At 70.8% G+C, this 12,475-nt stretch carries 15 protein-coding genes; 10 read left to right on the plus strand and 5 right to left on the minus strand.

Translation table 11 applies throughout. From position 1 onward, the window contains the following. Positions 1–138 precede the first annotated feature (138 nt). The 3 genes from ACV7GQ_RS02565 to ACV7GQ_RS02575 all read left to right on the plus strand — a co-directional run bounded on the left by ACV7GQ_RS02565 (position 139) and on the right by ACV7GQ_RS02575 (position 3,384). Positions 139–1,791 (plus strand): alkaline phosphatase D family protein, encoded by a 1,653-nt coding sequence (locus ACV7GQ_RS02565; RefSeq protein WP_470311990.1) that lies wholly within the window; start codon positions 139–141, stop codon positions 1,789–1,791. Between the two features lie 123 nt (positions 1,792–1,914). Next, positions 1,915–3,132: a hydroxymethylglutaryl-CoA reductase (NADPH) gene (gene hmgA, locus ACV7GQ_RS02570; protein WP_470311991.1), complete on the plus strand. Its 1,218-nt coding sequence runs from the start codon at positions 1,915–1,917 to the stop codon at positions 3,130–3,132. Positions 3,133–3,255: 123 nt separating this feature from the next. After that, a complete protein-coding gene (locus ACV7GQ_RS02575; protein ID WP_470311992.1) occupies positions 3,256–3,384 on the plus strand; it encodes a hypothetical protein in 129 nt (42 codons plus the stop codon). Between the two features lie 8 nt (positions 3,385–3,392). Here ACV7GQ_RS02575 and ACV7GQ_RS02580 read toward each other — a convergent pair whose 3' ends face one another. Continuing rightward, positions 3,393–3,740: a hypothetical protein gene (locus tag ACV7GQ_RS02580; protein ID WP_470311993.1), complete on the minus strand. Its 348-nt coding sequence runs from the start codon at positions 3,738–3,740 to the stop codon at positions 3,393–3,395. Further along, positions 3,737–4,261, minus strand: coding sequence for a DUF5817 domain-containing protein (locus ACV7GQ_RS02585; protein ID WP_470311994.1), 525 nt, complete (start codon positions 4,259–4,261; stop codon positions 3,737–3,739). The genes ACV7GQ_RS02580 and ACV7GQ_RS02585 overlap by 4 nt, the downstream gene beginning before the upstream one ends. An 85-nt stretch (positions 4,262–4,346) precedes the next feature. Between ACV7GQ_RS02585 and ACV7GQ_RS02590 the strand changes: the two genes are divergently transcribed. The 3 genes from ACV7GQ_RS02590 (at position 4,347) to ACV7GQ_RS02600 (ending at position 6,398) form a co-directional block, all read left to right on the plus strand. After that, positions 4,347–4,685 carry a cupin domain-containing protein gene (locus tag ACV7GQ_RS02590; protein ID WP_470311995.1) on the plus strand — a complete coding sequence of 113 codons (339 nt, stop codon included), beginning with the start codon at positions 4,347–4,349 and terminating at the stop codon, positions 4,683–4,685. Positions 4,686–4,722: 37 nt separating this feature from the next. Then, positions 4,723–5,529 (plus strand): hypothetical protein, encoded by an 807-nt coding sequence (locus tag ACV7GQ_RS02595; protein WP_470311996.1) that lies wholly within the window; start codon positions 4,723–4,725, stop codon positions 5,527–5,529. Positions 5,530–5,597: 68 nt separating this feature from the next. Next, positions 5,598–6,398, plus strand: a complete 801-nt coding sequence (locus tag ACV7GQ_RS02600; protein ID WP_470311997.1) for a hypothetical protein — start codon at positions 5,598–5,600, stop codon at positions 6,396–6,398. A 108-nt stretch (positions 6,399–6,506) separates the two neighbouring features. Here the strand turns inward: ACV7GQ_RS02600 and icd are convergent, their stop codons facing one another. Next, entirely contained in the window at positions 6,507–7,769 is a 1,263-nt protein-coding gene (icd, locus tag ACV7GQ_RS02605) for an isocitrate dehydrogenase (NADP(+)) (protein WP_470311998.1), read from the minus strand. A gap of 241 nt (positions 7,770–8,010) precedes the next feature. On the opposite strand from icd, the gene ACV7GQ_RS02610 reads away from it, so the two are divergent. After that, positions 8,011–8,862 carry an isoaspartyl peptidase/L-asparaginase gene (locus tag ACV7GQ_RS02610; RefSeq protein WP_470311999.1) on the plus strand — a complete coding sequence of 284 codons (852 nt, stop codon included), beginning with the start codon at positions 8,011–8,013 and terminating at the stop codon, positions 8,860–8,862. A 71-nt stretch (positions 8,863–8,933) separates the two neighbouring features. Next, positions 8,934–9,830 carry a type II methionyl aminopeptidase gene (gene map, locus ACV7GQ_RS02615; RefSeq protein WP_470312000.1) on the plus strand — a complete coding sequence of 299 codons (897 nt, stop codon included), beginning with the start codon at positions 8,934–8,936 and terminating at the stop codon, positions 9,828–9,830. Between the two features lie 141 nt (positions 9,831–9,971). Here map and ACV7GQ_RS02620 read toward each other — a convergent pair whose 3' ends face one another. Beyond that, on the minus strand, positions 9,972–10,169 hold the full coding sequence (locus tag ACV7GQ_RS02620) for a DUF7835 family putative zinc beta-ribbon protein (protein WP_470312001.1): 198 nt from the start codon (positions 10,167–10,169) through the stop codon (positions 9,972–9,974). Between the two features lie 240 nt (positions 10,170–10,409). On the opposite strand from ACV7GQ_RS02620, the gene ACV7GQ_RS02625 reads away from it, so the two are divergent. Together ACV7GQ_RS02625 and ACV7GQ_RS02630 are read left to right on the plus strand one after the other, a co-directional pair. Beyond that, positions 10,410–10,967, plus strand: a complete 558-nt coding sequence (locus ACV7GQ_RS02625) for an HIT family protein (protein WP_470312002.1) — start codon at positions 10,410–10,412, stop codon at positions 10,965–10,967. 24 nt (positions 10,968–10,991) lie between these two features. After that, positions 10,992–11,906, plus strand: coding sequence for a cation diffusion facilitator family transporter (locus tag ACV7GQ_RS02630; protein WP_470312003.1), 915 nt, complete (start codon positions 10,992–10,994; stop codon positions 11,904–11,906). Between the two features lie 7 nt (positions 11,907–11,913). Here ACV7GQ_RS02630 and ACV7GQ_RS02635 read toward each other — a convergent pair whose 3' ends face one another. Beyond that, positions 11,914–12,471: a YbhB/YbcL family Raf kinase inhibitor-like protein gene (locus ACV7GQ_RS02635; RefSeq protein WP_470312004.1), complete on the minus strand. Its 558-nt coding sequence runs from the start codon at positions 12,469–12,471 to the stop codon at positions 11,914–11,916. Positions 12,472–12,475: the final 4 nt, after the last annotated feature.

A 12,475-nucleotide genomic window follows, 5' to 3' on the forward strand; every position in this document is an offset into this window, starting at 1 on the left:
CCGCCGATTGTCGAATTTTGGTGTGTGTTACCGTCGGTCACTCGACCGACGTGTGCCGCGTCGATAAGGTCGCCCTATCGCGGTCGCCGGCCCGCTAACCCTCTGATTACTTAGTGGGTCTCGGCCCTCCGGCGGGCCATGTCACCGACAGACGACGTCGACCACGGTCGCCGTACGGTCCTCGCGGCGGCGCTGGCGGCGGCACTCCCGGGCACGGCGGTCGCCCGCACGCACGACGTCTCCTCGCTCCCACCGGCGATGCTGACCGCGACCGGGCCGCCGTCGTCGACGGTGTTCCCGCAGAGCGTCGCCAGCGGCGACCCCTCGCCGACGGGTGCCGTCCTCTGGACGCGCGTCTCGCCCGACGCCTATCGTGAGGGGGTGCCACTCCGACTGACCGTCACCCGCGACGCCGACCGCTCGGACGTCGTGGGGTCGTGGCGGATTCCGGCGGACCGCGTCGCGGACCACGACTACACCGTCAAGGCCGACCTCGACGGGGAGCTGGAACCCGACCGGCGCTACCACTACCAGTTCGCGTACGACGGTGCGAAGAGCCCGGTCGGGCGCTGTCGGACCCTCCCCGAGCCCGACGCCAGTCCCGACCGGGTGGCGTTCGCCCTCGCGACGTGCCAGGACTACCGCAACGGCTACTACGGGGCGTACCACCACGTCGCCAACGCCGACGTGGACTTCATCCTCCACCTCGGCGACTTCATCTACGAACACGGCGGCGGCGGGCAGTTCGACGGTCGCTCGCTCTCCCTGCCCAGCGGTGAGGGCGTCGTGATGGAGCTCGACGACTTCCGTTACCTCCACCGGACCTACCGCACGGACCGGTTCCTGCAGGCGGCCCTCGCCGCACACCCCATCGTCCAGACGTGGGACGACCACGAGATAGTGAACAACCGCTACTGGGACTACGAGGAGGGGCGGCCCTACGCCGGCCGCGGCGACCACCCGCGCAACGACGACCCCGAGTTCATGACCCGCCTGTTCGCCGACGGCATCCGGGCGTGGTGGGAGTACACGCCCACACGCGTCCCCTACGACCCCGACGCCGACTCGCTGCTGGACCAGATCGCCCTCTGGCGGCGCTACCGCTTCGGCGACCTCGTGGACCTGTTCGTCACCGACGAGCGACTGTACCGGACCGCGCCCGCCGACGGCGCACAGTTCGGCGCCCGCATCGGCGAGGCCGGCGACGAGATAACCGAGACGATGCTGGGCGAGCGCCAGCGGCAGTGGTTCACCGACCGACTCGCCACGAGCGACGCCACGTGGTCCGCGTGGGCCAACGAGGTCCTGGCGATGGAGTTCGACCTCGACCTGGGCGGGGTCGACCTGCTCAACGCCGACGCGTGGGACGCCTTCCCAGCCGAACGCGACCGCATCCTCCGGGCCGCCGCGGAGAGCGACAGCTCGCTCGTGGCGCTCACCGGCGACATGCACACCGCGCTCGCGGGCCACATCGAGGGACCGGACCGCCGCTACGGCGTCGAGTTCATGACGCCCGCGGTCACGAGCCAGAACCTCCGCGAGTTGCTCGGCCTGCCGAACGACCCCGAGGTTCGGCGTCTCGTCGAGCGATACGTCCAGGAGTACAACCCCCACGTCCAGTTCTTCGACAGCCACGACTGGGGGTACGCCACCGTCGAGTTCACGCCCGACGCCTGCACGTACAGCGCCTACGGCGTGGACAAGCGGACCGACTCGGCGGACGCGAACCGGCGGCTGCTGGCTCGGTTCCGGTGTCCGGCGGGCGCGGACTCGTTGCAGCGACGCGGATGAGGTCCGTCGGCCGGGCGACCCCGCACCGCCAGCACGCCCCGGACTGCCGCGCGTACTCCGGTTGGCTCCGCCGAGACGGTGGACAAGAGCAACTGTTAGGACCCTCCCCACCCACGCGCCTGTATGACCGACACCGACGCCGAGAGCCTCGCCGAGCGAGTGCGTGAAGGCGAGTTGCGCCTCTACGAACTCGAAGCACACGCCGACGCCGAGACGGCCGCCGCCGCCCGCCGGCACCTGCTGGCCGAGGAGACCGGCGTCGACCTCGACGTCGTCGGCGAGTACGCCTTCGACGCCGCCGACGCCGAACCGAACATCGAGAACATGATCGGCGCGGCTCAGGTTCCGATGGGCGTCGTCGGCCCCCTGCCCATCGACGGCGGGGCGGCCGAGGGCGAACACTACCTCCCGCTGGCGACGACGGAGGGCGCGCTGCTGGCCTCCGTGAACCGCGGCGTCTCGACCATCCGGAACGCCGGCGGTGCCACCGCGCGCGTCCTCAAGTCCGGGATGACCCGCGCGCCGGTGTTCCGGGTCGAGGACGTCGCCGAGGCCGGCGAGGTGTCCGCGTGGGTCCGCGAACACGTCGACCGGCTGGCAGAGGCCGCCGAGTCGACGACCAGCCACGGCGAGCTGCAGGACGTGACCCCCTACGTCGTCGGCGACAGCGTCTTCCTGCGGTTCTCGTACGACACGAAGGACGCGATGGGGATGAACATGGCCACCATCGCCACCGAGGCGGCCTGCGAGGTGGTCGAGAGCGAGACGCCGGCCGACCTCGTGGCCCTGTCGGGGAACCTCTGTTCGGACAAGAAACCGGCCGCCATCAACGCCATCGAGGGGCGGGGCCGCACCGTCTCGGCGGACGTGCTGATTCCACACGAGCAGGTCGAGGAGCGACTCGACACGACGACGGCGGCCATCGCGGAGGCCAACACACGGAAGAACCTCGTCGGGTCGGCGAAGGCCGGCGCGCTGGGGTTCAACGCCCACGCCGCCAACGTGGTCGCCGCCGCGTTCCTCGCGCTGGGCCAGGACGCCGCGCAGGTCGTCGAGGGGAGCAACGCCATCACGACCGTCGACGCCCGCGAGGACGGCCTCTACGCCTCCGTCACCATCGCCTCGCTCGAGGTCGGGACCGTCGGCGGCGGGACGGGCCTGCCGACCCAGTCGGAAGCACTCGACGTACTGGGGTACGGCGGCGGCGGCGACCCCGCCGGGAGCAACGCCGACGCGCTGGCGGAGGTCATCGCGACGGGCGCGCTGGCGGGGGAACTCTCCCTGCTGGCGGCGCTGTCCTCGCGACACCTCTCCTCGGCCCACGCCGAACTCGGGCGGTAGTCGGGCCGGCCGGTCGGACGACCACTTTCACTTCCGCTCCGGGGGTGTGGCTCCGGTTTATCGACCGGCGCCCACAACGTCCGAGGGCGTCCGCCGGGCAGCACCCGCGGGCGCGCCACCACCATGTCCCCACCACCGACCGACGCCGAGTCCACGGTATCGCTCGCGCATCGGCTCCTCCACCTGCTGAAGCTGCTCGCGACGACGCTCGCGGCGCTCGCCGCGCTCGCGGAGACGCTCGGCTGGCTCTGACTCCTCCGTCAGCGCCCCTGCGTGACCAGGAAGCCGACGCCGGCGACGAGGACGACGACGCCGGCGACCAGCACGGGTCCGCTCCCGAGGAGCGGGCCGAGCGCCAGCAGTCCCCACGCGACGGCGAACACGCCGTGCGCGGCGGCGAACAGGCGGTGGCCGCGCCGGGCGAAGACGACGAAGCCGAGCGAGAAGCCCAGCGTCAGGACGACGGCCGACAGCGCCACGACGCTCACCGAGAGGCCGCCCAGCGACACTGGGTCGACGACGGGCGCGAGCAGATACAGGAGCCCGGCGAGGCCGACGAGCGACCCGACGGCGACCGGCCCGGGTTCGAGCTCCAGCGCCGTAGTCATAGCAATCGGTAGGTCCCCCGCGACTCGGAGACCTGCCCCGACCGGACGAGCTTCTGCAGCGTCTTCTCGGTGTAGTCGGCGGGCACGCCCCGCTCGGCGGCGTAGGCCACCACGTCGTCCTCGGTGGGCCCGTCCAGTTCGCGGAGCGCGGACACCACCGTCTCCTTGCGGCTCGACCCGCCGGTTGTCCCCTGCTCGGCGCGCTCGCCGGCCGCCGCCACCGCGTCGCTGTCGAGGCCGGACGCTTCGAGGTACGTCTCGTCGTCGACGCCCGACTCGTCTATCCGGCGGTCCATCTCGGCGTAGGAGTCCAGTTCGGCGAAGGCGTCGCCCTCGCCCTGCCGGTTCGCGAGCATCGAGGCCCGCACCTCGCGTGCGTGGGCCTCGTCGTCCGTCTCGACGAACTTCCGCCGCTTGGCGTGCTGTCGGCGCTGCCCGCACCGGGGGCACTGCGTCGTCTCCGGCCGCCCCTCGACGACCCAGAGGGCGCTACACTCGCTACACCCGACCACCGCGTACATACCGTCGTGTTGGGCCGGTTCGGGGTTGAACGTTCGGATTGTGACCACCCGTGGCTTTACGCCGTCGTCCCCCGATAGCCCGCCCATGCAGGAAGTCCCCCAGGCCGCGAGCGAGACGGTCGAAGTCGTCGACGGCGTCCACCTCACGCAGCTGGCCGCCGGCGAGGCGATGAGCGTCCAGCACTTCCACATCGAACCCGGCGCGGCGGTGCCCGAACACAGCCACCACCACGAACAGGTGGGGTACGTCGTCACGGGGACGCTCACCTTCACGGTGGACGGCGAGGAGTTCGTCGTCGGGCCGGGCGACTCCTACGTCGTCCCCGGCGACGAGCCACACGGCGCCGAGAACCGCCGCGACGACCCCGTCGCCGGCATCGACGTGTTCAGCCCGCCGCGGACCGACCCCGACTGGCAGGACTGACACAAGACACTTCTCCGCACGCGGGCAACCGCCGCGTGTGTCCGGGTCACGCGCACTCGCCGTCGCCGTCGCGCTCCTGTTCGTGACCGCCGGGTGTCAGAGCATCGGAACGGAGCGTGCGGACGGTCCCGAGACGGTGACGCCGGCGCCCGTGCCGACGACCGCCGACACGCGGGTCGGCGCCGAGACACCCGTCGACACGGGACGTATCGCCGACCGCCACCGGAACGCGCTCGACGGTCGGTCCTACAACGTCACGGTGGCGTTCACCGTCCGGTACGACAACGGTTCGACCGGCCGCCTGCGCGACCGGTTCGTCGTCGGGCCCGGAGGACAGTACCGCTGGAACCGCCGGGCTACCGGGCCCTACCCCCAGACGGTCCGTGACCACGTCGTGTGGCAGAGCGAGTCGGGGTCGGCTATCCGCCGGACGCTCGAGAACGGCACCACGCGCGTCGACCGCGGCGACGTCGTCGGGCCGAGCGACCCGTCCCTGTCCTTTTTCGTCGCCCGGCTGATACGTGGCTTCAACGTCTCCGCCGCGGAGACGCCGGATGGGCGGCGACTCCACGGCACCAGCGACGAGGCCCGTTCGGTCCCGCTCCCGGCCGGTCTGACCGACAGGCACGACGGCACGCTGAACGTCCGCATCCGGGACGGCGTCGTCACCGACCTCGTCATCGGCTGTCGGGCCAGACTGCGGGCGACGGGGCAACCGGTGTGGTTCCGCTTCGACTTCTCCGTCGGCGACGTCGGCGGTGCGCCACCGACGGAACCGCCGTGGGTGACGACGGCGACGGCCACACCGGCACCGGAACGGACCGAGACCGCGACGGCGTCGTGACTCCCCGAGCGGGGCGTTCAGCCCGGTTCCGCGACAGACGTTTGTGTCTCGGGCACCATCTTCGACCGATGCGGCTCCGCGTGCTCGTGCTGGGTTGTGCGCTCGTCTTGGCCGGCTGTAGCGGCTTTACCACCTCGGAGACGTCCGAGACGGTGACGCCGGCGCCGGTCCCGACCGACGGGCTCCGGTATCCCCCCGGCGTGACCGACGACGGCGTGGTGCCGTCCGCACTGGCCAGCGCGCACGCGGGCGCGCTCTCGACCGACAGTTACACGCTGACGAGCGAACAGCGGGCCTACGACGAGGACGGCGATTTGGAACGCCGGACCGACCACGTCCGCTGGGTCGCGGCCAACGCCTCGACCTACCGCGGCCACTACCAGCAGAACGACACCGAGTACCGGGCCGGCTGGAGCGCGACGCGGGTGGACTACTGGGCCAACCGCTCGACCGTCGCGACCCGCTACGAGAACCAGCGCGGCGAGGTGACGCTCCTCCGCTGGCCGGCCGAGAACAGCGACCTGCTCAACGACCTCACCGAACAGCAGCGACTGGAGGGCGAACTCGCGGCCGTCGAGATGCGCGTCGCCCGCCGCGAGGCCGACGGCGACGTCGTCCTCGTCGGCTCGCGCCCGCGGGACACCGAGCAGCTGGTGACGCCGCTGTTCGCCCGCGAGGTCGAGAACATCTCCGTCCGGATGCGGGTCCGCTACGACGGCACCGTCGTCGCCCGCCGACTCAGCTACGACGCCGTCCTCAGCAGCGAGCGCGTCCGCATCGTCCGGGAGGTCCGGGTCACCGACGTCGGCGAGACGACCGTCGACCGTCCGGCCTGGGTGCGGAACACGACCACGTCCGAACGGCGGTAGCGCTCGCTCGTCGGCGAGCGGCAAAGAAGGTGCAGTGGTCGGGAGAGTCGCTTGCGCGGGCTGCTCTCTGGCTTCGCGGCGGCGCTGCGACGGTCGCCGGAACTGGCCTCAGGCCAGCTTCTCTATGTTCTCGACGACCTTGTCGGCGAACTCGCTCGTGGCGAGCTTGTTGCCGCCCTCGATCTGTCGCTCGAGGTCGTAGGTCACGTCGCCGCTGGAGATGGTCTCCTCGACGGCGTCGCGGACGAGCTTGCCGGCGTCCTTCCAGCCCATGTACTCGAGCATGAGGCGACCGGAGAGGATCATCGCGGTCGGGTTGACCTTGTCCTCGCCGGCGTACTTCGGGGCGGAGCCGTGGACCGGTTCCGCGAGACAGCGGGCCTCGCCGAAGTTCGCCCCGGGGGCGATGCCGAGCCCGCCGATCTGGGCGCCGGCGGCGTCGGACATGTAGTCCCCGTTGAGGTTCATCGTCGCGATGACGTCGTACTCGTCCGTGCGGGTGAGGAGCTGCTGGAGCATGTTGTCGGCGATGCGGTCGTTGACCACGAGGGTCCCCTCGGGCTGTTCGCCGTCGTACTCCTCCCACAGTTCGTCCTCGGTGATGACGTCCTCGCCGTACTCCTCCTCGGCGACCTCGTAGCCCCAGTCGCGGAAGGCGCCCTCGGTGAACTTCATGATGTTGCCCTTGTGGACGAGGGTGACCGAGTCACGCTCCTCCTCGATGGCGTAGTCGATGGCCTCGCGGACCAGCCGCTTGGTGCCGAACTCGGTAATCGGCTTGACGCCGATGCCGACCGGGCCGTCGTGGATGGTGCTGTCGAAGCCCATCTCGTCCTCGACGAACTCCTTGACCTCCTGGACCTCGTCGGTGCCGGCCTCCCACTCGATGCCGGCGTAGACGTCCTCGGTGTTCTCCCGGAAGGTGACCATGTCCATCTTCTCGGGCTCGGAGACGGGCGAGGGGACGCCCTCGAGGTGGTACGTCGGGCGGACGTTCGCGTACAGGTCCAGCGTCTTCCGGAGCGCGACGTTCAGCGAGCGGAAGCCGGCGCCGACGGGCGTCGTCAGCGGACCCTTGATGGCGACGTTGAACTCCTTGATGGCCTCGACGGTGTCGTCGGGCAGGTTCTCGTCGTACTTGTCACGGGCCGACTGGCCGGCGTAGACGCGCATCCACGAGATGTCGCGGCCGGTCGCGTTCGCGGCGGCCTCCAGCACCTTCTGGGCGGCCGGGCCGACGTCGGTCCCGATACCGTCCCCGTGGATGATGGGGATGATGGGGTTCTCGGGGACGTCGAGTTCGTTGTCGTCTGTGACCTGGATCTGCTGGCCCTCTGCGGGCACCTCCACTTGCTCGTAGTCGTAGCCCATACCTCGCGAATCGATATTCGCGCCTAAAGGACTGCCGTTTTCCCGTAGACGTGGTAACGAGCGACACTAGCAAGCGAGGCGACACTACCGCGGGGCGTCGACCCCGTCTCGCGCGCTCCCGGCCGCTGGTGCGGTGCCTTCGGGGAGGCCGACGACCGACTCCAGCGGCGCCGTCGTCGGACTCCGTCGTAGCCCTGTGGACCGGCCACATGTTTTCCGTCTGGCGCCCGAGCAGTGGCGTATGCACGTCGTCGTCCACGGTGGGGCGGGCGGCCCACCCGACGAGCCGGCGGACCGCCAATCGGCCCTCGCCGACGCCACCGACAGCGCCGCGACCACCGAGACGCCCCTCGAAGCGGTGCTCGCGGCGCTCCGGCTGCTAGAACGCGACCCGCGGTTCAACGCGGGCGTCGGCGGGGCCGTCCAGAGCGACGGCGTCGTCCGAACCGACGCGGGGCTGATGACCGACGACGGGACGGCCGGGGCCGCCTGCTCGATGGCCGGCGTCGCCCACGCCACGGACGTGGCCCGCGTCGTCGCGACGGAGACGCCCCACGTCTGCCTCGCCGGCGACAAGGCGGTCGAACTGGCCGCGGCGAGCGGTGTCGACGCCGACGAGGACCTGCTGACCGACCGGACCCGGGGCCGCTACGAGGACGCCGACCCGCCCGGGGCAGCCGTCGCCGACCACCTCGCGTGGGTACGCGACCACTTCTCCGGGACAGATACCGTCGGCGCCGTCGCGACGGACGGCGACCGACTCGCGGCGGCCACGTCGACGGCCGGCCGGTGGTTCGCGCTCGCCGGGCGCGTGGGCGACGTGCCACAGATAGGCGCGGGGTTCTACGCCGACGAGCACGGGGGCGCGAGCGCCACCGGCGAGGGCGAGGCCATCGCCCGGTTCGGCCTCGCCCGGCGCGCCGTCGACCTCCTGGAGACGTTCGGGCCGCGACAGGCCGCCGAGGCCGCCATCGCCGAGTTCGAGGACGCGACCGGCGGCCGGGCGGGGGTCGTCGTGCTGGACCACGCCGGCCACGTCGGCAGCGAGTACAACACCGCGGCGATGCAGACCTCGCGGGCCGGGCCGGAGTGAGGACTGGCCCGCAGGCCGACCGCCTGCCGGCAACGACAAACGCTTTCACCCACAGCGCCCAACGCCGGGGCATGAGCGACGTGGACTTCGAGTCCGAGCAGTACGAGAAGTGTCGCGAGGCCGGTGAAATCCTCGCGCAGGTGCGCGACGAGGCCGCAGAGCGGGTCGAGGTCGGGGCCTCTCACCTCGAGGTCGCCGAGTGGGCCGAACAGAAGATCCGGGACCTGGGCGGCGAGCCCGCCTTCCCCGTCAACATCTCCATCGACGAGGAGGCCGCCCACGCGACGCCCGAACGCGACGACGACAGCACGTTCGGCGAGGAGATGGTCAACCTCGACATCGGCGTCCACGTCGACGGCTGGCTCGCCGACACGGCCGTCACCGTCGACCTCTCGGGCCACGACGAACTGGCGGCGGCCTCCGAGGAGGCGCTGGACGCCGCGCTGGACGTGGCCGGTCCCGGCGTCGACGTCGGCCAGATAGGCGCGGCCGTCGAGGAGGTCATCGACGGGTACGGCTTCAACCCCGTCGTCAACCTCACGGGCCACGGCCTCGGCCACTGGGAACAGCACACCGCCCCGAACATCCCGAACCGGGAGGTCGCCCAGGGCGCGACGCTGGAACCCGGCGACGTGGTCGCTATCGAGCCGTTCGCCACCGACGGCCGCGGGAAGGTCCAGGAGGGCTCCGACGAGGAGATATTCGCGCTCGAACGGGAGGCCACCGTCCGCGACCGGACCGCCAGACAGGTCCTCGAACAGATCACGGAGGAGTTCAAGACGCTCCCGTTCGCCGCCCGGTGGCTGGACTCCCCGCGGGCGACCATGGCGCTGCGACGCCTGAAACAGCAGGACGTCGTCCACGGCTACCCCGTCCTCAAGGAGGAGGACGGGAAGTTCGTCAGCCAGAAGGAACACACCGTCATCGTCACCGACGACGGTGTCGAAGTGACGACGCGGTCGCGGTAAGCGGCTCTTTATCGGCCGTGTCCGGAGCGAGTGGGGTCCTCGCTACCGGACCGGCGTGCGGAGAAGTACTGGCCACACGACCGGGGGCCGTGCGGCAGGGGAACCGTCTGACGGATGCGGATGGAACTCGCTCGGGATGGCCTACGCGTTGTTCATGCGCGTGTTGGTCGTCTCGCCACAGACCAGACACTCGCTGACCCGATACGGTTCACGCGAGAACGCGGCGTTCTCGCGTTTGGAGCTCTCGGTCTGGATCTGGAGCGTGACATCGTGGGGAGTCTCTCGCTCGCAGTTCGAACACGCCTCTGACATATCGACGCCGTCGTTTGTTGTCGCCATCCCACCTCTGCCTTCCGACGAAGACAGAATAAAAACCCCCTTCCGTTGGACTCCGTTCACACCGTTTATCGCAGGACGTGAGTGGATTGTGAGGTTCGACGGCTCAGAGCTCTCCAGACGATTCAAAAACGCTTCTGTGTCCCTGAACGGGGTGTTTACTCCGTGAACGGCCGACAGGTTTAAATACGGGTTTCGGCCCCGTTCGAAGTCGTTTAGGCCGGGGGGCCGGACGGTGGCTGTATGGACTCTGTGTTCGCGCCGTGGCGCATCGACTGGGTCGAACGGGACGAGGGGAACCCCGACTTCGACTGCGTGTTCTGTGCGTTCCGGGACGACTCGGCCGACCGCGAGAACAACGTCGTCGCGCGGAGCGACCACGCCTTCGTCGTCCTGAACAACTACCCGTACAACCCCGGCCACGTCATGGTCATCCCCGACGCCCACACCGGTGAGTACGGCGACCTGGACGACGAGACGCTGCTGGACCACGCCCGCCTGAAACAGCGCTGTTTCGACGCGCTGGCAGACGGGCTGGGCCCGGACGCCTACAACGCCGGCCTGAACCTCGGCGGGTCGGCCGCCGGAGGGTCCATCGACGACCACCTCCACACCCACGTCGTCCCGCGCTGGGAGGGCGACACGAACTTCATGCCCGTCGTCAGCGACACGAAGGTCATCGTCGAGGCCGTCGAGGACACCTACGACCGCCTCCACGAGGCCTTCGCCGCCCAGGACGGCACCACCGTCACGGACCCCGACGCGGCCGTGCGCATCGACGCGCCTCCAAAGCGGCTTTAGCCTCCCCCCGTTAGTTCCGAGTAGATGTCGCGCCGCGCTACGCTCCGGCGGGTCGGCCTCCTCGTCCTCGGCGTGAACCTCACGCTCGCGCTCGTGAAGGGCGGCGTCTGGCTCACGACGGGGAGCCTCGCGGTCCAGTCGGAGGCGGTCAACAGCGCCGCCGACACGGCCTACTCCCTGGTGGTCGTCGCCGGGCTCTACCTCACGACTCGGCCGCCGGACTTCGAGCACCCGCACGGTCACGAGCGCATCGAACCGTTCGTCTCGCTGTTCGTCGCCGCGGGCATCTTCGCGGCCGGCGGCGTCGTCCTCTGGCAGGCCGGCCGGGCGCTCCTGACCGGCGACATCGCCGTCACGCAGGGCCCGTTCGCCGTCGGCGTGCTCGCCCTCTCGGGCGCCGCGAAGTACGGGCTCTACCGCTACTGTCTGGCCGTCGGGCGGACCCGGAACTCCCCGGCGCTCGTCGCGACGGCGAAGGACAACCGCAACGACATCCTCACCGCCGGCGCGGCGCTGGTCGGCGTCGCCGGCGCCTCGGCGGGCTACCCGGTGGCGGACCCGCTGGCGGCCATCGTCGTCGCCGTCGGCATCCTCTACACGGGCGTCGAGGTCGTCCGGGACAACGTCGCCTATCTGGTCGGGGCCGCACCGCCGGAGGACCTGCGCCGCGAGATCCTCCAGCGGGCGCTCGACCACCCGCAGGTGCAGGGCGCCCACGACGTCATCGCCCACTACGTCGGCCCCGAGATAGACGTCAGCCTCCACATCGAGGTGGAGGGCGACCTGACGCTCCGGGAGGCCCACGACATCGAGACCGCCGTCATCGAGTCGGTGAAGGACCTCCCGGAGGTCGACGACGTGTTCGTCCACGTCGACCCGAAGGAACTCGGCGAGTGGAAGGACGACGACGAGGTCGAGCGGCTGGCGGACCTGGAGTGAGTCGCCGCTACTCGGCGTCGGCCGGCCGCTCGTACGTGAGCACGAACCGCTGGCTGGCCAGCGTCGCGGCGCTGATGGCGTCCATCGCGTCGTCGTGTTTCGTCCCGCCCGGTACGGAGAGCGGTGCGTCGAGACCGTACACCTGCACGCGGTACTCCTTCGTCTGACCGGGCGAGGGACACGGTGCGGCGTAGCCCGGCGAGCCGCCCTCCGGTTGCCCCTGCCGGGCGCCGCCGAGCGAGTCGAGCGACGCCGTCCGGGGGAGGCCGGCCGGAATCTCGCGCCGGTCGGCGGGGACGTTCCAGAGCGTCCAGAGGACGGGTTCGATGATGGCGCTGCGGTCGGACTCGACGGTGACGGCGACGGCTTCGACCGGCTCCGGCACCGATTCGACGCTGATGGGCGGGGACTCGCCCGCGCCGTCGCAGGTGTACCGCGCGGGGAGCCGGCCGTCGTCGCCGGGGACGGTCACGCGGAAGGGCGTCCCGTCCGGTTCCGCACCGGCGCACCCGGCCGTCGCTCCCAGCGCGGTCCCGACAGCGGCCAGCAGGCGGCGGCGTCGCATACCC

This window comes from Haloarcula sp. MBLA0163 (assembly GCF_055632435.1).